Origin of the sequence: Kribbella polygonati (assembly GCF_050320105.1) — a bacterium.
Taxonomy (GTDB): domain Bacteria; phylum Actinomycetota; class Actinomycetes; order Propionibacteriales; family Kribbellaceae; genus Kribbella.
Map to the genome: position 1 here is coordinate 1,515,261 of NZ_CP190129.1, position 17,560 is coordinate 1,532,820.

At 69.1% G+C, this 17,560-nt stretch carries 18 protein-coding genes; 14 read left to right on the forward strand and 4 right to left on the reverse strand.

The window, feature by feature from the left end:
- Positions 1 to 21 precede the first annotated feature (21 nt).
- Positions 22 to 1,041, reverse strand: coding sequence for a hypothetical protein (locus ACQHIV_RS07130; RefSeq protein ID WP_427892661.1), 1,020 nt, complete (start codon positions 1,039 to 1,041; stop codon positions 22 to 24).
- A gap of 88 nt (positions 1,042 to 1,129) precedes the next feature.
- On the opposite strand from ACQHIV_RS07130, the gene ACQHIV_RS07135 reads away from it, so the two are divergent.
- Both ACQHIV_RS07135 and ACQHIV_RS07140 read left to right on the forward strand, forming a co-directional pair.
- Entirely contained in the window at positions 1,130 to 1,570 is a 441-nt protein-coding gene (locus ACQHIV_RS07135) for an SRPBCC family protein (protein ID WP_427892662.1), read from the forward strand.
- Positions 1,571 to 1,590: 20 nt separating this feature from the next.
- Entirely contained in the window at positions 1,591 to 2,610 is a 1,020-nt protein-coding gene (locus ACQHIV_RS07140) for an L-idonate 5-dehydrogenase (protein WP_427892663.1), read from the forward strand.
- Here ACQHIV_RS07140 and ACQHIV_RS07145 read toward each other — a convergent pair.
- The gene (locus tag ACQHIV_RS07145) at positions 2,588 to 3,070 is read right to left on the reverse strand and encodes a MarR family winged helix-turn-helix transcriptional regulator (RefSeq protein WP_427892664.1); all 483 of its coding nucleotides are present in this window, start codon (positions 3,068 to 3,070) and stop codon (positions 2,588 to 2,590) included. The genes ACQHIV_RS07140 and ACQHIV_RS07145 overlap by 23 nt on opposite strands.
- Positions 3,071 to 3,149: 79 nt before the next feature.
- Between ACQHIV_RS07145 and ACQHIV_RS07150 the strand changes: the two genes are divergently transcribed.
- Both ACQHIV_RS07150 and ACQHIV_RS07155 read left to right on the forward strand, forming a co-directional pair.
- Positions 3,150 to 3,722, forward strand: coding sequence for an NADPH-dependent F420 reductase (locus ACQHIV_RS07150; RefSeq protein ID WP_427892665.1), 573 nt, complete (start codon positions 3,150 to 3,152; stop codon positions 3,720 to 3,722).
- A gap of 56 nt (positions 3,723 to 3,778) precedes the next feature.
- On the forward strand, positions 3,779 to 5,065 hold the full coding sequence (locus ACQHIV_RS07155; protein ID WP_427892666.1) for a BNR-4 repeat-containing protein: 1,287 nt from the start codon (positions 3,779 to 3,781) through the stop codon (positions 5,063 to 5,065).
- Here ACQHIV_RS07155 and ACQHIV_RS07160 read toward each other — a convergent pair.
- Complete coding sequence (locus ACQHIV_RS07160; protein ID WP_427892667.1) at positions 5,058 to 6,737, reverse strand: sigma-54-dependent Fis family transcriptional regulator; 1,680 nt, start codon at positions 6,735 to 6,737, stop codon at positions 5,058 to 5,060. The two genes, ACQHIV_RS07155 and ACQHIV_RS07160, sit on opposite strands and share 8 nt — an antisense overlap.
- Positions 6,738 to 6,885: 148 nt before the next feature.
- Here ACQHIV_RS07160 and ACQHIV_RS07165 point away from each other — a divergent pair, with 148 nt between their 5' ends.
- Genes ACQHIV_RS07165 through ACQHIV_RS07210 form a run of 10 tightly spaced genes read left to right on the forward strand, consistent with a single transcriptional unit; the run spans position 6,886 to position 16,981 of the window.
- Complete coding sequence (locus ACQHIV_RS07165; RefSeq protein ID WP_427892668.1) at positions 6,886 to 8,502, forward strand: hypothetical protein; 1,617 nt, start codon at positions 6,886 to 6,888, stop codon at positions 8,500 to 8,502.
- Between the two features lie 10 nt (positions 8,503 to 8,512).
- Positions 8,513 to 9,529, forward strand: coding sequence for an FAD-binding oxidoreductase (locus ACQHIV_RS07170; protein WP_427892669.1), 1,017 nt, complete (start codon positions 8,513 to 8,515; stop codon positions 9,527 to 9,529).
- Between the two features lies 1 nt (position 9,530).
- On the forward strand, positions 9,531 to 10,628 hold the full coding sequence (locus tag ACQHIV_RS07175; protein WP_427892670.1) for an aromatic/alkene monooxygenase hydroxylase subunit beta: 1,098 nt from the start codon (positions 9,531 to 9,533) through the stop codon (positions 10,626 to 10,628).
- Positions 10,629 to 10,633: 5 nt separating this feature from the next.
- A complete protein-coding gene (mimD, locus tag ACQHIV_RS07180) occupies positions 10,634 to 10,969 on the forward strand; it encodes a propane 2-monooxygenase effector subunit MimD (RefSeq protein ID WP_427896420.1) in 336 nt (111 codons plus the stop codon).
- 9 nt (positions 10,970 to 10,978) lie between these two features.
- Positions 10,979 to 11,974, forward strand: a complete 996-nt coding sequence (locus tag ACQHIV_RS07185; protein ID WP_427892671.1) for an amidohydrolase family protein — start codon at positions 10,979 to 10,981, stop codon at positions 11,972 to 11,974.
- Positions 11,971 to 12,663 carry an iron-sulfur cluster assembly protein gene (locus ACQHIV_RS07190; RefSeq protein WP_427892672.1) on the forward strand — a complete coding sequence of 231 codons (693 nt, stop codon included), beginning with the start codon at positions 11,971 to 11,973 and terminating at the stop codon, positions 12,661 to 12,663. Before ACQHIV_RS07185 ends, ACQHIV_RS07190 begins: the two co-directional genes overlap by 4 nt.
- Positions 12,660 to 13,679 (forward strand): NAD(P)-dependent alcohol dehydrogenase, encoded by a 1,020-nt coding sequence (locus ACQHIV_RS07195; RefSeq protein WP_427892673.1) that lies wholly within the window; start codon positions 12,660 to 12,662, stop codon positions 13,677 to 13,679. The genes ACQHIV_RS07190 and ACQHIV_RS07195 overlap by 4 nt, the downstream gene beginning before the upstream one ends.
- A gap of 17 nt (positions 13,680 to 13,696) precedes the next feature.
- Complete coding sequence (gene groL, locus ACQHIV_RS07200; protein ID WP_427892674.1) at positions 13,697 to 15,346, forward strand: chaperonin GroEL; 1,650 nt, start codon at positions 13,697 to 13,699, stop codon at positions 15,344 to 15,346.
- Between the two features lies 1 nt (position 15,347).
- On the forward strand, positions 15,348 to 15,815 hold the full coding sequence (locus tag ACQHIV_RS07205; protein WP_427892675.1) for an ArsR/SmtB family transcription factor: 468 nt from the start codon (positions 15,348 to 15,350) through the stop codon (positions 15,813 to 15,815).
- 59 nt (positions 15,816 to 15,874) lie between these two features.
- The gene (locus ACQHIV_RS07210) at positions 15,875 to 16,981 is read left to right on the forward strand and encodes an MFS transporter (protein ID WP_427892676.1); all 1,107 of its coding nucleotides are present in this window, start codon (positions 15,875 to 15,877) and stop codon (positions 16,979 to 16,981) included.
- Here the strand turns inward: ACQHIV_RS07210 and ACQHIV_RS07215 are convergent.
- The gene (locus ACQHIV_RS07215; protein WP_427892677.1) at positions 16,947 to 17,525 is read right to left on the reverse strand and encodes a TetR/AcrR family transcriptional regulator; all 579 of its coding nucleotides are present in this window, start codon (positions 17,523 to 17,525) and stop codon (positions 16,947 to 16,949) included. The genes ACQHIV_RS07210 and ACQHIV_RS07215 overlap by 35 nt on opposite strands.
- Positions 17,526 to 17,560 lie beyond the last annotated feature (35 nt).

A 17,560-nucleotide genomic window follows, 5' to 3' on the forward strand; every position in this document is an offset into this window, starting at 1 on the left:
AGCGGTCGCCGCGATACATGCTCAACCAGATGCGAGGGTCGCAAGGATGGTGGCGGCGAGGTCGGCGCGGCTGGTGTCGCCTTGCCATTGGCTGCGGACGTCGTCGGACTCTAGCGCCTGCTGCAGCCGGGACCGATCGTCGGCAGCGAGTGATGTGGCCATGAGGTTCGCGACCGTCAGTGCGTGGTACTGCTCGGAGGTCGAGCGCGGGCTCTGGATCGCGTTCAGGACCGACGGGAAGTCGGCCAACCGCAGGTCGGTCTCCATCAGGGCGAGGGCGGCCATGCGGCTGGCGGGGGTGCCTTCGTTGAACAGTTGCGCGACGTCCGGTGCGGCGAAGGCTTGTGTGTCGGTGAGGCGCCGGGGCTGGCGGACCGTGGACTGAGCTTCGGTGGCGAGGGCCAGTTGGTTGTTGGCTCGTTCGCGGGCGGTTTGGGCGGTTTCGGTGTCGCCCGCGCGGTCTGCGCGGCGGGCCAGTTCGAGGAGGGCGTCGGTGTTGCTCATCAGCAGGCCGAGGCGGAGTCGTGCGTACAGCCAGCCGCTCAGGAAGCCGACGACGAAGAAGTAGATCACCACGCTGCCCGCGAAGGACTCCCGTCCGTTGCCGTTGCCCAGCGCGGGGGCCAGCGCGTGGAAGAGCTGCGTTGCCTGGTGTTTGATGGCCACGAACTGCGTGAGCCCGACGCCGACGAGGATCTTCGTCAGCCAGTCGGAGATCTGTTCGAGGTTGGTGTTCGCCCCCACCGCGCCGACCGCCGGCTTGTCGTTCCCGGTGGTCGTAGTCGTCCGCGGTACGCCGAAGAGGATGCCGGCCAGGACGCCGCTGCCCAGCGCGGCGACCGCGATCATCGCCGACGCGGACACGACGGGCAAGCTCGCGTTCGACCCGGCCGCGGCGTACGCGATGGTCGCGAGCAGGCCGCCCGCGATCGCCGTCACCTCCACGGCGTAGACGGCCGAGACCCTCGAGCCCGGTGTACTGCCCGGACGGCCCTGCCAGAAGCGCCACCACGGGCGCCGGTCCACCTGCACTTCGGACACCGGTCCCCACCCCCATCCCCTGAGACCGAGGATCGCCGCCCGCCCACAGCCTGTAAATAGCTCGGTACCCGGCCGTAGAGTCGTTCGCATGGCTGTCGACGTGCTGACCGAGACGGTGATCGAGCGTCCGGTCGAGGTGGTGGCCGGGTACGCCGGAGATCCGTCCAACGCGCCGCGGTGGTACTCGAACATCGAGTCGGTGAACTGGCGGACCGAGCCGCCGATCGCCGTCGGGTCGCGGATGGACTTCATCGCGCACTTCCTCGGCCGGCGGCTTGCCTACACGTACGAGGTCGTCGAGCTGGTTCCCGGCCGCCGGCTGGTGATGCGGACCGCGCAAGGCCCGTTCCCGATGGAGACGAGCTACGAATGGTCGCCGGCGAGTGAGAGCAGCACCCGCATGACGTTGAGGAACCGTGGCGAGCCGAGTGGGTTCGCCGGAGTCGCCGCGCCGCTGATGGTGGCGGCGATGCGGCGCGCGAACACGAAGGACCTGGCTAGGCTGAAGCAAGTCCTCGAATCGCGATGAGCTGCAGGGGTGATGGCCGGGTGGACGCGTGTGTGGTGCACGGTGCTGGGGATCTGCGGGTCGAGGGGCGGGCGGCGGTCGAGCCGGCGGCCGGGGAGGTGGCGGTGCGGATCGCGTACGGCGGGATCTGCGGGACGGACCTGCACTACTACCGCGACGGCGGTGTCGGGAACTTCCGGATCGAGCAGCCGCTGGTGCTCGGGCACGAGGTGGCCGGGTGGGTGAGTGCGGGGGACCTTCCGGCCGGTACGCCGGTCGGCGTGCATCCGGCGACGCCCTGCGGGAAATGCCCGGAGTGCCTGCAGGACCGGCGGAACATCTGTGCCTTCAGCAACTATCTCGGCAGCGCCGCGCGGACGCCGCACATCCAGGGCGGGTTCGTCCACGAGCTGATCCTCCCGGCCGACCAGGTGCGGGTGCTGCCGGACGGGCTCGAGCTCCGGCGGGCCGTGCTGGCGGAGCCGTTGTCGGTGGCGATCCACGCCGTACGGCGGGCCGGTGACGGGGCTGTGGACGGTAAGAAGGTGCTGGTCACCGGAGCCGGGCCGATCGGTCTGCTGGTGGTGGCCGCGCTCCGGCAGGCGGGGGCGCGGGAGATCATCGCGACCGACCTGCACGAGACCCCGCTGGCGTTGGCGACCGAGGTCGGCGCGACGGCGACGGTCCGCGCGGACGCGACCGAATGGCCGGACGAGATCGACGTAGCGATCGAGGCGTCCGGTACGGCCAGCGGGTTGCGGACCTGTGTGGAGCGGGTACGTCGCGGCGGCACCGTCGTACAGGTGGGGTCGTTGCCGCCCGGCGACACGGGTTTCCCGGGGGCGTTGCTGATGACGCGGGAGCTCACGCTGACCGGGGCGTTCCGGTTCGACCACGAGTTCGACACCGCGATCGAGTGGCTGGCGGCGGGCCTGTACGTCGAGCCGGTCGTCACCCACACGTTCCCGCTCGAGGAGGCGGTCGCGGCGTTCGACCTGGCCTCCGATCGGACCGTCGCATCGAAGGTCCTGCTGGAGATCAGCGCCGATAGACCGCGCTGAGGTCGCCGTCGGGGTCGACGGCCTCGAGGATGGCGCCGGCGATGTCGGCGAGTTGGGTGACCTGCTCCGGGGTGAGCGCGTCGATGACGTGCTGACGGACGGTTTCGACATGGCCGGGAGCGGTCGCCCTGATCTTCTTCCAGCCGGCCGCGGTGAGCCGGGCGTTGGTAGCGCGGGCGTCCTCCGGACAGGGGAACCGCTCGATCAGACCGCGGTCCTCGAGCCGCTTCACCACATGCGACAGCCGGGGGAGTGTCGCGTTCGTCCGTTGCGCGAGCGCGGTCATCCGCAGCGTCCGCTTCGGTGCCTCGGACAGCATCGCGAGCACGTAGTACTCGTAGTGGGTCAGCTCGGCGTCCCGACGCAGCTGCGTGTCGAGGACGCCGGGGAGCAGTTCGACCACGCCGACCAGGCGTAGCCAGGCGGTCATCTCGGCGTCGTCCAGCCATCGTGTGCTCACGACAACATCCTAATTGTTGTAGCTACAACTATAAAGCGCTATCGTGATGGTTGAAGCTACAACCAAAGGAGCGCGAAGCATGACGCACGTCAGCATCATCGGCAGCGGCACCATGGGCCAGGCGATCTCCGCGGTGGTCGCCAAAGGCGGCAACACCGTCGAGCTGTTCAACTCCAGTGACAAGGACAAGGCGGTCACCGGCGAGGTCGTGATCCTCGCGACGCCGTACCCGGCGTACGAGCAGATCCTCGCGGAGCGTGCGGATCAGCTGGCCGGCAAGGTCGTGGTCGACATCAGCAACCCGCTGAACTTCGAGACCTTCGACTCGCTGACCGTCGCCGCCGACGGTTCCGCGGCGGCCGAGCTGGCCGCCAAGCTCCCGGACTCCAAGGTCCTCAAGGCGTTCAACACGAACTTCGCGGCGACGGTCGCCACCGGCAAGGCCGGCGAGGTCCCGACCACGGTCCTGATCGCGGGCGACGACGCGGACGCCAAGGCGCTGCTGGCCGGGATCGTCTCCGCGGGTGGCCTGCGCGCCGTCGATGCCGGCTCGCTGCGGCGTGCCCGCGAGCTCGAGGCGGTCGGCTTCCTGCAGCTCACCCTCGCGGTCGCCGAGAAGACCCCGTGGACGGGCGGCTTCGGTCTCGCCTGACCAGATACTGGCAAACGCTTACCCGGAGGCGTCGATCCCTGCCAGACTGAGGTGCCATGGCACAGGTGATCAATGACAACGGTGCGTGGTGCTGGTTCCAGGACGAGCGGGCGGTGGTCGACCCGGACAACGGCGTACTCGTCGTCGGGTCGATCGCCGCGCCCGAAGGCCCCGGCGGTGCGGGGCGGGCCGGGAACGTCGAGCTGACGGTCGTCGAGCTGCGCACCGGTACGACGGACGTCGTCGTACTGCACGATCGGTTCGAGGCGGACGACCACAACGTGCCGGCGTTGTGGCGGCGTACGGACGGCCGCTGGCTGGCCGTCTACACGAAGCACAAGACCGACGACCTGACCCGCTGGCGGGTGAGCGAGCCGGGCGACCCGCGGGCCTGGGGACCGGAGCGGACGTTCGACTGGAGCGAGCACACCGGCGGGCGCGGGGTCACTTACTCGAACCTGCACGAGCTCGACGGCCGCCTCTACTGCTTCGCGCGGGCGGTGAACGACGACCCGTGCGCGCTGGTGTCCGACGACGAGGGCGACACCTGGACGTACGCCGGCAAGCTCTTCACCCGCCCGAAGGTGGGTTACGTCAACGGCTACACGCGCTACACGTCAACGCCCGAACGCATCGACCTGATCACCACGGACCACCACCCGCGGGACTACAACAACTCGATCTACCACGGGTATCTCGCAGTCGGCGCGCTGCACCGCTCCGACGGCATCGTCGTCGACGAGAAGGCGCTCGACGCCGACGCGCCGTCGCAGGTCGAGCTGACCACGGTCCTCCAGGCGGACTCGGTCTGGGACGGCGAGCCGATGACGCACTGCTGGACCGTCGACCTCCGCAACGCAGCTGACGGTACGGTCGCGGCCGTCATGCTCGCGCGGCACGACACTCCGGAACGCCCGGAGGACACCTACGCCCGGCAGCATCCCGTCCCCGACCACCGCTTCTTCTACGGGCGCCTGACGGACGGCACCTGGACAGTGCACCAGCTGGCGAAGGCCGGCCACGGCCTGCTGCCGCATGAGAACGACTACACCGGCCTGGTCGCGATCGACCCGTACGACGTCGACTCGCTGTACGTCTCCACACCGATCGACCCGCGCGACGGCACTGCCCTCAAGCACCACGAGATCTTCCACGCCCGTACGGCGGACGGCGGCGCAACGTGGACGTGGACGCCGGTCACCGAGAACTCACCGGTCGACAACCTCCGCCCGATCGTCGCGCCGGGCGACCCGCAGCGAATCCCGCTGCTCTGGTTCCGCGGCACGATGACGGCGTCCCAGCACTACGACTGCGAGGTCGTGCTGAAGGACGAGCTCAGGTGACGATCGCGTAGTCGCGGATCTTCCGGTAGATCGTCGCGCGCGACATCCCGAGCGCCAGCGCGGCCGCCGCCTTGTCGCCCTGGTGCGCGGCCAGCGCGTCGACGATCGCGTCCCGCTCGAGTGCCTCCAGCCGGGTCAGGTGCCGGCGCGTCGACGCCCGGCACTCGGCGGGCAGCCCGTCCAGCTCGACGACGCCGGACCGGCGCCGCCGCGCTACCTCGCCCAGGACCGTCCGCAGATGCGTGACGTTGCCCGGCCACGGCAACCGCATCAGCTGACTCACCGCGGCCTGCGACAACGTCACGCCCGCGACCCCGGTGCGCGCGAGCAGATGCGGTACGAGCGCCTGTACGTCGTCGAGGTGGTGCCGCAGCGGCGGGACGGCGACCGTACGCGGGAAGAACCGCAGCAGTTGGGTATCGAGCTCGTCCTGCGCGTCGGACTGCCCCGTGATCACGGTCAACGCGATCCACGGCTCGTCGGACAGGCTGTCCCGGACGGTCTGCAGTACGTCGACCAGCGCGTGGATGTCCTCGGTGGACAGCAGGTGCGCGTGCCGCAGTACGAGGTCCGAACCTGCTTCGAGCTCGGTGGTCGCGGCGTTGACGACCTCGGGATCGTCCGCGTCGAGGATGACCAGCCGGTTGCCCGGGCGCGAGTAGTTGTGGACGGCCCGCAACAGCGTCAGCTTGCCGGTGCCGGTCTCACCTTCGGCGACGATCCACTCCGAACGGCCGGCGGATTCGAGGACCTCCTGCGTGGTGTGCCGCCAGAGCGCGCTGGTACCGATCACGCCGGGCAAGGTCGGCACCCGGGCCGCGGAGCTCCGGAGCCCCGAGCGGTGTTCCCGGACCTGGACGATGCCGCCCGCGAGCCGGTTGCCGAGGAACGTCGGCTGGTACGCGAGCCGCGCGGTGAACCCGCTGGGCAGGTCCGCGATGAACGTGCACGGGCGGGTGCCGCCGCGGGCGTCCCGGGTCCGGTCGATCAGCGCGGCCTGGTCGACCGAGTCGAAGTGCGCCTGGGCGTGGGCGTTGATCATGAACACCTCTTCGCCGAGCGCGATCACCGAGCCGCCGGTGTGCCGGCAGGCCGCGTAGTAGTCGCTCAGCAACGCCTGGTCGAGCGCGTTGGCCTCCTCGATGATCCGCTCCTGGATCCGCCGGGCGGCGAGTTTCGCGAACGACAGCAGGACGGCGTTCGAGTTCCGCGCCTGGGTGGTGATGTCCAGGACGCCGAGCTGCCCGCCGGTGACCGGGTGCGTGATCGGTGCGCCGGCGCAGGCGAATCCGCGCAGTACACCGGTGTAGTGCTCAGGTCCGAGCACGAGGATCGGGCCGCCGACCTCGAGCGCCGTACCGATCCCGTTGGTGCCGACCTCGGACTCGGAGTACGTGAAGCCGGGGGAGAGGTCGACCGCGTCCAGGCGGCGGATCAGCGCCGGGTCGCCGCCGCGGCGGTCCAGGACGATGCCCTTGGCATCGGTCAGGATGATGCAGACCGGCTCGTTGGTGAGCTCCGAGGCGAGCGCGTCGATGACCGGGCGGGCCGCCCGGGTGAGCGTGGTGTCGACGTCGATGCCGGAGATGTACGCCGGGGAGGGCTGGTCGACGTCGACCAGCGACGCCTCCGACCGCTGCCAGGACTGCAGGATCGACTCGCGAAGCGACATCGTGCACCTCCTCGATCGACGGATCACCCAGCCAACACCGACCAAGGTAGTCCGGCATCGGTGTGACCGGTATCTCACATTGAGACAGCAGCGCCCGGGCGGTCCGGCTTTCATTCCTGCAATCAGCCCGACCCCTGGAGGCAGGCACATGAGCAGGCAAAGTCTCACCAAGGCCCACGCGAAGATCACCGAGCTCTCGTGGGAGCCGACCTTCGCGACCCCGGCGACCCGGTTCGGCACCGACTACACGTTCGAGAAGGCGCCGAAGAAGGACCCGCTGAAGCAGATCATGCGGTCGTACTTCCCGATGGAGGAGGAGAAGGACAACCGCGTGTACGGCGCCATGGACGGCGCGATCCGCGGCAACATGTTCCGCCAGGTCCAGCAGCGCTGGCTGGAGTGGCAGAAGCTGTTCCTGAGCATCATCCCGTTCCCGGAGATCTCCGCGGCGCGGGCGATGCCGATGGCGATCGACGCGGTCCCGAACCCGGAGATCCACAACGGGCTCGCCGTGCAGATGATCGACGAGGTCCGGCACTCGACGATCCAGATGAACCTCAAGCGGCTGTACATGAACAACTACATCGACCCGGCCGGCTTCGACATGACCGAGAAGGCGTTCGCGAACAACTACGCGGGCACCATCGGCCGGCAGTTCGGCGAGGGGTTCATCACCGGCGACGCGATCACGGCCGCGAACATCTACCTCACGGTGGTCGCGGAGACCGCGTTCACCAACACGCTGTTCGTCGCGATGCCCGACGAGGCGGCCGCGAACGGCGACTACCTGCTGCCGACCGTGTTCCACTCGGTGCAGTCCGACGAGTCGCGGCACATCAGCAACGGGTACTCGATCCTGCTGATGGCGCTCGCCGACGAGCGCAACCGGCCGCTGCTGGAGCGCGACCTGCGGTACGCGTGGTGGAACAACCACTGCGTCGTGGACGCCGCGATCGGCACGTTCATCGAGTACGGCACGAAGGACCGCCGCAAGGATCGGGAGAGCTATGCGGAGATGTGGCGGCGGTGGATCTACGACGACTACTACCGCAGCTACCTGCTGCCGCTGGAGAAGTACGGGCTCACGATTCCGCACGACCTGGTGGAGGAGGCGTGGAACCGGATCACGAACAAGGGCTACGTGCATGAGGTCGCGCGGTTCTTCGCCACCGGGTGGCCGGTGAACTACTGGCGGATCGACGCGATGACCGACAAGGACTTCGAGTGGTTCGAGGACAAGTACCCGGGCTGGTACTCGAAGTACGGCAAGTGGTGGGAGAACTACAACCGGCTCGCGTACCCGGGCCGGAACAAGCCGATCGCGTTCGAGGACGTCGGCTACCAGTACCCGCACCGCTGCTGGACCTGCATGGTGCCGGCGCTGATCCACGAGGACATGGTGGTCGAGAAGGTCGACGACCAGTGGCGGACGTACTGCTCGGAGACCTGCTACTGGACCGACGCGGTCGCGTTCCGGAGCGAGTACGACGGCCGTCCGACGCCGAACATGGGCCGGCTGACCGGCTTCCGCGAGTGGGAGACGCTGCACCACGGCAAGGACCTCGCCGACATCGTCTCCGACCTCGGCTACGTCCGCGACGACGGCAAGACCCTGATCGGGCAGCCGCACCTCGACCTGGACCCGCAGAAGATGTGGACCCTGGACGACGTCCGCGGCAACACCTTCAACAGCCCGAACGTGCTGCTGAACGAGATGACCGACGCGGAGCGCGAGGCGCACGTCGCGGCGTACCGCGCGAGCTGAGGTGGTCCGGGTGGCCGACAAACACATCGTCCAGTTCGAACCGGTCGGGATCGAGATGGAGGTCGGCGAGGACGAGAAGATCCTCGACGCGGCGTTCCGGCAGGGCATCCACCTGATGCACGGCTGCCGCGAAGGACAGTGCTCGGCGTGCAAGTCCTACCTGCTCGACGGCGACATCCAGATGGAGCGCTACTCGACGTTCGCGTGCAACGACGCGGAGGTTGCCGAGGGCTACGTGTTGCTCTGCAAGGCGCACGCGTTCAGCGACTGCACGATCGAGCTGCTGAACTTCGACGAGGACGAGCTGCTCGGCGGCATCCCGATCCGGACCGTGGGTACGACGGTGGCCGCGATCGAGCCGGTCACCCGGGACATCGTGTCGCTGCGGCTGAAGCCCGCGGAGGAGTTCGACTTCAAGCCCGGGCAGTACGTCGACCTCACGATCCCGGGGACCGACGAGCACCGGTCGTTCTCGATGGCGACGACACCTTCGGGTGAGATCGAGTTCCTGATCAAGAAGTACCCGGGCGGCCGGTTCTCCGGGCTGCTGGACGACGGACTGGCGGTCGGCGACGAGCTCTCGATGACCGGTCCGTACGGATCGTCCACCCTGAAGGACGGGCACGTGCTGCCGGTGATCTGCGTCGCCGGCGGTGCCGGGATGGCGCCGATCCTGTCGATCCTGCGGCACCTCGCCGCGACCGGCAGCACCCGGCCGGTCCGGTTCTACTACGGCGCCCGGTCGGCGGCCGACCTGTTCTACCTGGACGCGATCCGCGAGCTCGGGGCGGGTCTCGCCGACTTCGAGTTCGTGGCGTGCCTGTCCGAGTCGGCGGACCCGCGGTACGAGGCCGGCAACGTCACCGAGGTGGTCGAACGCCGGGAGCCGCTGCTGCACAAGTGCGAGACGTACCTGTGCGGGCCGCCGCCGATGGTGGACGCGGCGCTCGCCCTGCTCGACGACCACGACGTACCGAAGGACCAGATCTTCTACGACAAGTTCACCAGCCCAGCGACTGGAGCCTGAGATGTCACAGACCAAGCAACGTAGTTTCCCGCGGATCGAGTTCACCGACTCCGAGGCCGGTGCGCTGGAGTTCCCCAGCTCGACCAGCCGCAGCTACAACTACTACAAGCCGGCGAAGCTGCGGGCGACGATGTACGAGGACGTCACGGTCGACGTCCAGCCGGACCCCGATCGGCACCTGAGCCAGGGCTGGATCTACGGCTTCGGCGACGGCCCGGGCGGCTACCCGAAGGAGTGGACGGCGGCGAAGTCGTCCAACTGGCACGCGTTCCTCGACCCGAACGAGGAGTGGGACCAGAGCATCTACCGGAACAACTCAGCGGTCGTCCGGCAGGTTGACCTGTGCCTGCAGAACGCCAAGCGGGCCAGGGCGTACGACGGGTGGAGCTCCGCCTGGCTGAAGTTCATCGAACGCAACCTCGGGGCGTGGATGCACGCCGAGAACGGGCTCGGGCTGCACGTGTTCACCGCCGTCCAGCGGTCCGGTCCGACGAACATGATCAACACCGCGGTCGCCGTGAACGCGGCGCACAAGCTGCGGTTCGCGCAGGACCTCGCGCTGTTCAACCTGGATCTCAGCGAGGCCGACGTACCGTTCGACGGCGCGGCGCACCAGGAGGTGTGGAAGTCGGCGCCGGAGTGGCAGCCGACGCGTGAGGTGGTCGAGCGACTGACCGCGGTCGGGGACTGGTGCGAGTTGCTGTTCGCGACGAACGTCGTGTTCGAGCAGCTCGTCGGCTCGCTGTTCCGCAGCGAGCTGGTGATGCAGATCGCGGCCCGCAACGGCGACTACATCACGCCGACGATCGTCGGCACCGGCGAGTACGACTACGACCGCGACCTCGGCTACTCGCGGAACCTGTTCCGGCTGCTGACCCGGGACGAGTCGTACGGCGAGACCAACAAGGTCCTGTTCGGCGAGTGGCTGGCGACCTGGGTGCCGCGGTGCCTGGACGCGGCGCACGCGCTGCAGCCGATCTGGTCGCAGCCGGCCGACAAGGCCGTCACGTTCGCGTCGAGCTTCGACGCGGCCAAGCAGAAGTTCCGCTCGTTGCTCACCGAGCTCGGGCTCGACACCCCGAAGGAGCTGGACCAGTGACCGCGATGCAGTTCGGATCCCAGACGCAGTTCTCCAACAAGTGCGGCGTGACCCTGATGAACACGCCGGTCGGCCGGGTGGTCGCGGACGTGATGGGCGGCAAGGACGGCGTCGAGCTGACCGAGTACCCGTCGATGATCCGCGTCGACGGTACCGGCGTCCTCGACTTCGACTACGCGGAGCTGACCGACGCGCTCGGCTCGGACTTCGACGGGTCGGTGTTCGAGGAGATCAGCTCGACGCACTACGGCCGGATGGTGCACCTGGACGAGCGGACCTTGCTGTTTGCCAGCCCGGAGGACGCCGCGGAGTACATCGGCTTCGACCTGACAGCCCACTAGGAGGCACGCATGTACGAGAAGGACGGCGAGAAGTACTACGTGGTCGACGCGCACGTGCACCTGTGGGACGGCCGCGAGTCGAACCTGAAGAACGTGCACGGCAAGCAGTTCATCGACTGCTTCTACGACTACCACCGGAACCTGAGCCCCGAAGAGCAGGTGTGGGACTACGACACCTACACGTACTACGGCGGCCAGCGGCTGATGAAGGACGTCTTCGAGGACGGGTACGCCGACCACGCGATCTTCCAGGCCACGCTGCTGAACGACTTCTACAAGAAGGGTTTCGGCCAGACCGACGAGGCGTTCGGGCTGGCGACCGAACACCCGGACAAGCTCACCTACAACCACGCGTACGACCCGCGGAACGGCGAAGCCGGCCTCGAGCAACTACGCCGCGACGCGGAGCGTTTCGGGCTCAAGGGCGTCAAGCTCTACACCGCCGAGTGGCACGGGGACTCGCGCGGCTACAAGCTCGACGAGCCGTGGTCGCGCCGGTACCTGGAGGAGTGCCTGAAGCTCGGGATCAAGAACATCCACGTACACAAGGGCCCGACGATCCGGCCGCTGGACCGGGACGCGTTCGACGTCGCGGACATCGACAAGGTCGCCACCGACTACCTCGACCTGAACTTCGTCGTCGAGCACGTCGGGCTGCCCCGGCTCGAGGACTTCTGCTGGATCGCCACCCAGGAGTCCAACGTGTACGGCGGACTCGCGGTCGCGATGCCGTTCGTCCACGCGCGGCCGAAGTACTTCGCGCAGATCATCGGCGAGCTGCTCTACTGGCTCGGCGAGGACAAGATCCTGTTCGCCAGCGACTACGCGTTGTGGACGCCGAAGTGGCTGGTGGAGAAGTTCGTGGACTTCCAGATCCCGGACGACCTGCCCGAGTACGCGCCGATCACGACCGCGCAGAAGAAGAAGATCCTCGGCCTGAACGCGGCCGCGCTGTACGGGCTCGACGTACCGGCCGAGTTGCAGGTTGCCGAGGCAGTCGCATGATCGCGGTCGCCACCTCGCTGTCCGACAGGGTCCTCGCGGCCCTGTCGACGGTGGCGGATCCCGAGCTGGACGAGCCGATCACCGACCTCGGTTTCGTCCGCTCGGTCCGGATCCAGGACGGCGACGTGACCGTGCACCTGCGGCTGCCGACGTCGTTCTGCTCGCCGAACTTCGCCTACCTGATGGCGTCCGACGCCCTGGACGCGCTGCGCACGGTCGAGCGGATCGGCGACGTGGTCGTGCGGCTGGACGACCACCACGACTCGGACAGGATCAACGCCGGCCTGGCGGCGGAGGCGGGGTACGTCGGCACCTTCGGCGTCGAGGCGGAGGAGAGCCTGGACGACCTCCGGCGGATCTTCCGGGAAAAGGCGCACCTGGCGGCGATGGAGCGGTGCGCCGCCGCACTCCTGCGGGACACCGAGCTGACCGTCGACAGTCTGCGGCTGGTGACGCTTGCGGACGTCCCGGAGGGGCCGCAGAAGGAGGCGTTGCTCCGGCGGCGGGTGGCGATCGGCCTCGGTGTTCACCCGGACGATCCGGTGGTCGTGGACGAGCAGGGCGGGCCGCTCGCGGCGGACGACGTACCGCTGCGGCTGCGGTTCGCGAAGTCCGTGCGGATCTCGATGGAAGGCAACGCGCACTTCTGCCGTGGACTGCTGGCTACGAGGTATGGAGACACACCATGAGAGCGGTACAGGTGGTCGGCTATCACGCCGATCTGACGATGTCCGACGTACCGGAGCCGAAGATCGAGGGCCCGCTCGACGTGATCGTTCGCGTCGGCGGCGCCGGAGTGTGCCGGACGGACCTGCACATCCTCGAAGGGCAATGGGCGGCGAAGTCCGGCGTCACGCTGCCGTACACGATCGGCCACGAGAACGCCGGCTGGGTGGAGGCCGTCGGCGACGCCGTCACCAACGTGAAGCCCGGCGACAAGGTGATCCTGCACCCGTTGGTCACCTGCGGGCTGTGCCGGGCGTGCCGCTTCGGCGACGACGTGCACTGCGAGAACAGTCAGTTCCCCGGGATCGACACCGACGGCGGGTACGCCGAGTACCTGCGGACGACGGCCCGCAGCGTCGTACGGATCGACGACAGCCTGGAGCCGGCCGACGTCGCGGCGCTCGCGGACGCGGGACTCACGGCGTACCACGCGGTCCGGAAGGCGTCGAGTCTGCTGCGTCCTGGGGACGTCTGCGTGATGATCGGCGCCGGCGGGCTCGGACACATCGGCATCCAGGTGCTGAAGGCGCTGTCTGCCGCGACGCTGGTGGTCGTCGACCGGAATCCGGCCGCCGTGGAGCTCGCCGTCGCGATCGGCGCCGACCACGGGATTGTTGCCGATGGCACCCAGGTACGGCAGGTGCTGGAGCTGACCGGCGGCGCCCAGGCGGTGATCGACTTCGTCGGCGAGGGCGGCGCGACCGCGGAGGGCGTCGCGATGCTGCGGCGGGCCGGCAACTACTACGTGGTCGGGTACGGCGAGAACCTCGACGTACCGACCATCGACATCATCTCGACCGAGATCAACTTCGTCGGGAACCTGGTCGGCTCGTACACCGACCTGCAGGAACTGATGGTGCTCGCCGCCCGGGGCCAGGTCACCCTGCACACCAGCAAGTACCCGCTCGCCGACTACCAGCAGGCGATCGACGACCTCGGCCGCGGGCAGGTCCGCGGCCGGGCGATCCTGATCCCGTAAGAGAGGTCTGACTGATCATGGCCAAGGAACTACGGTTCAACGAAGACGCACGGCGGCTGCTCGAGTCCGGGGTGAACGCCCTGGCCGACGCCGTCAAGGTGACGCTGGGTCCGAAGGGCCGCAACGCCGTCCTGGAGAAGCTGACCGGGCCGCCGACGATCACGAACGACGGGGTGACGATCGCCCGCGAGATCCAGCTGCGCGAGCCGTTCGCGAACATGGGCGCCCAGCTGGTCAAGGAAGTCGCGATGAAGACCAACGGCGTGGTCGGCGACGGTACGACGACCGCGACCGTGCTCGCCCAGGCGATGGTCCGCGAGGGGCTGCGGGCGGTCGACGAGGGCGCCAACCCGATGCGGGTACGCCGCGGCATCGAGCAGACCGTACCGGTGGTGGTGGCGACGCTGCGCTCGTGGGCGGCCGACGTCGGCGGCGGGCAGGACCTGCGGAACATCGCCACGATGGCGGCCGGCGACGACGAGTCGATCGGCGAGGTGATCGCCGAAGCGGTCGAACGGGTCGGGCGGAACGGGATCGTCAGCACCGAGGAGTCCGACGGGCTCGGGCTGTCGGTCGAGGTCGTCGACGGGATCGAGTTCGACCACGGGTACACGTCGGCGTACATGGTCACCGACAAGGAGCGGATGGAGGCGGTGCACGAGCGGCCGGTCATCCTGCTCACCAACCGGAAGATCAACCAGGTGCAGGACATCATGCCGACGGTCGAGGTGGCCAAGCGGGCGGACCGGCCGCTGGTCGTGATGGCCGAGGACGTGACCGGGCCGGCGCTGCAGTTCCTGGTCGGCGGCAACATGCACGGCACGATGCAGACGGTCGTCGTACGGGCGCCCGGCTTCGGGCACCGGCGGATCGCCGAGCTGGAGGATCTGGCGGTCGCGCTGGGTGGGCATGTGATCGCGCAGGACACCGGGCTGGAGCTGGGCGAGGTCGCGTTGGAGCACCTGGGGACGTGTGACCGGATCACGATCAGCGAGAACAGTACGACGATCGTGGGCGGGCACGGTGATCCCGCACTGGTCGAGGCGCGGCTGGCGCAGTTGGAGACGCAGTTCGAGCGGGCGCGGATCGACGCGGACCGGGACAGCCTGCAGCTGCGGATGGCGCGGCTGTCGGGGCGGGTCGCGGTGATCCGGGTCGGCGGCGCGACGAGCGTCGAGCTGAAGGAGCGGATGCTCCGGGTCGAGGACTCGCTGGCCGCTACCCGGGCCGCGGTCGAGGAAGGTGTAGTGGCCGGCGGCGGTACGGCGCTGGTGCAGGCGCAGGAGGCGGTGTCTCGCGTCGAGTTGACTGGTGACGACGCGATCGGCCGCGAGGTCGTCCGGCGGGCGCTGCCCGAGCCGCTGCGGTGGATCGCGATCAACGCCGGATACGACGGTGACGACGTGGTGAAGAAGGTGGCGGATCTGCCGCTGGGGCACGGGTTCAACGCGCTCACCGGGCAGTACGACGACATGTTCGACCAGGGCGTGATGGATCCGCTGAAGGTGACCCGCGCGGCGCTGGAGAGCGCGGCGTCGATCGCAGCCCTGCTGATCACCACTGAGACCGCTGTGGTCGAGGAGATCCTCGGCAACCCCGGCGCCATCGTCGCCCCCGGCTTCGGCGACCTGGCCGAGGGCATGGTCCGCCCGTCGAACATCTACTGAGATGACAGTGTCCGAGCCCGCGGTGCAGGCTGGGGGTGCGGCGGCCCTGATCCCCGGGCCGACCGCGCGCCAGCTGTCCGCCGCGGCCCGGACCTTCGGCCTGCTGGTGCCGCCGGTCCGGCTGCACCTCGTCTGGCTCGCGGCGCACTTCGAGTACGACGTGGGCACGCTCGCGGCCCACGCCGGGGTCAGCGTGGCCACCGCCAGCCAGCACCTCGCCAAGCTGCGGATCGCCGGCCTCATCACCGTCCACCGGCACGGCCGGCGCCACGTCTACACCGTCGACGACCCACACATCCGCGCCCTGGTCGCCCAGATCTTCGCCCACATCACCCCCGACGGCACCCTGGCTCCGCTCGCCCCGGACAGCGCCCGCGCCGTGGACGCGACCCCCCGCACGGTTGTGTCCCCCGCCGGGCTGATCCCGGTCCGGACCGGTGCTTTACGGAATCAAATCCGCTCTCCGTGACGGATATGTTCCGGAAAGGCGGCTGCGAGTAGAAGGTAACGACCAGTACTATCTAGTCCATGACGGTTCCGGTGCGGCGGTTGTGGGTGGCGGTGCTGTGTGGGTACCTCGCGTTCGGGGCGGCGTTGCAGGCGTTGCCGACGTACGTGCCGGAGAGGTTCGGCGGGGGAGCGCTCGCGAGTGGGACCGCGGTGGGGATCGCCTTCCTGGCGACGGCGTGCGGGCGGCCGTTCGCCGGGTGGCTCGCGGATGCGGGGTGGTCGCGGCCGGTGGTGATCGCCGGGGGAGTGCTGGCCGCGGTCGGTGGCTTGGGGCAACTGCTCGCGCCGGATCTGCCGGTGTTGCTGGTGGCGCGGCTGGTGATGGGTGCCGGCGAGGCCGCCTTGTTCTCGGCCGCTCTCCCATGGGTCCTGTCCGGCAGTCGAACCTCCCAGCGAGGGAAGCTCGCCGGCTGGTTCGGCCTCTCCATGTGGGGCGGCCTGGCCGCCGGCCCGGTACTGGCAGGTGCTGTCGGCCGGGTGGTCTGGTGGGTGGTTGTCGGTTTGTGTGTGGCGTCGGTACTTCTCGTGCTGAGTACGCGGCGGGATCCGGGGCGGATGCGTCCGCTGGGGAAGATCCGGATCGTCGTCTCGTTGCCAGGGGCAATTATCGGACTGGCGGCCTACTGCTACGGGACGGTGGTGGCGTTGCTGGTGCTGCGGCTGCGGGACGCGCACCTCGGGGGTGACGGGTTCGCGCTGAGCGTGTTCGCGGGCGCCTTCCTCCTGCTGCGGTTCGCCGGGAGCCCGTTGGTCGACCGGTACGGCGGGCGTGTCGTCGCCGTGGTGACGGTCGCCGTGGAGGTGGTTGCGCTGGTGGTGATCGCGCGCGCCGCCACCTCCACCCTCGCCCTCGTGGGTACGGCGTTCGCCGGGTTCGGGATGGCGCTGATCTACCCGGCGTGTGTCTCGATGACGCTCGACCGGACGCGCGGACTCCCGCCGGGCGTGTCGATGGGCGTGATGACCTCGTTCTGGGACCTCGGCGTGATGGCGGCCGGTCCGCTCGGAGGCCTGATCGCCGAGCGGGCCGGATACCCCGCGGCGTTCCTGGTCGCGGCCGGCACCGGCTTCGCGTGTGTCGTCGTACTGCTCAGAATGCCGCGTCGAGCAGTGTCTCCACGATGACCCGCGCCTCCGCGCCCAGCCCGGGGTCCTGGTCGATCGCGCTGATCAGCGTCGCACCTTCCAGTACGACGACCAGCTGCCGCGCGATCGCCCGCGGATCCCGCGCGTCGGCCAGCAGTCGCTCGAACAACTCCCGGTAGAACCGGAGATGGTCCCGCGCGAGCCGCCGCGGCGCGCCGTCCTGGCCGCGGTCCTCGGTGGCCGCGTTCATCATCGCGCAGCCGCGGAACCCGGCCTCGGCGTACCAGGTCGCGATCAGGTCGAAGACCGCGAGCACCTGCGCACGACCGGGCGGCGCGGCGTCGACGGCCTCGTGGTGCCAGGCCCGGACCCGCTGGGTGCGGTCGGTCAGCACCGCCTCGACCAGGCCCTCCTTGGAGCCGAAGTTCTTGTAGATCGTGAGCTTCGACGCTCCGGCCGCCTCGACGATCTCGTTGATCCCGGCCGCGTGGATCCCGCGCCGGCCGAACACCTCCGCCGCCGCCTTCAGGATCCGGGCCCGGGTCGCCTCGGGGTCCAGCCGTTCGCCAGCCTTCACCGGCATCGTGCGATCACCTCCACGGCCCCACCCTACCGAGC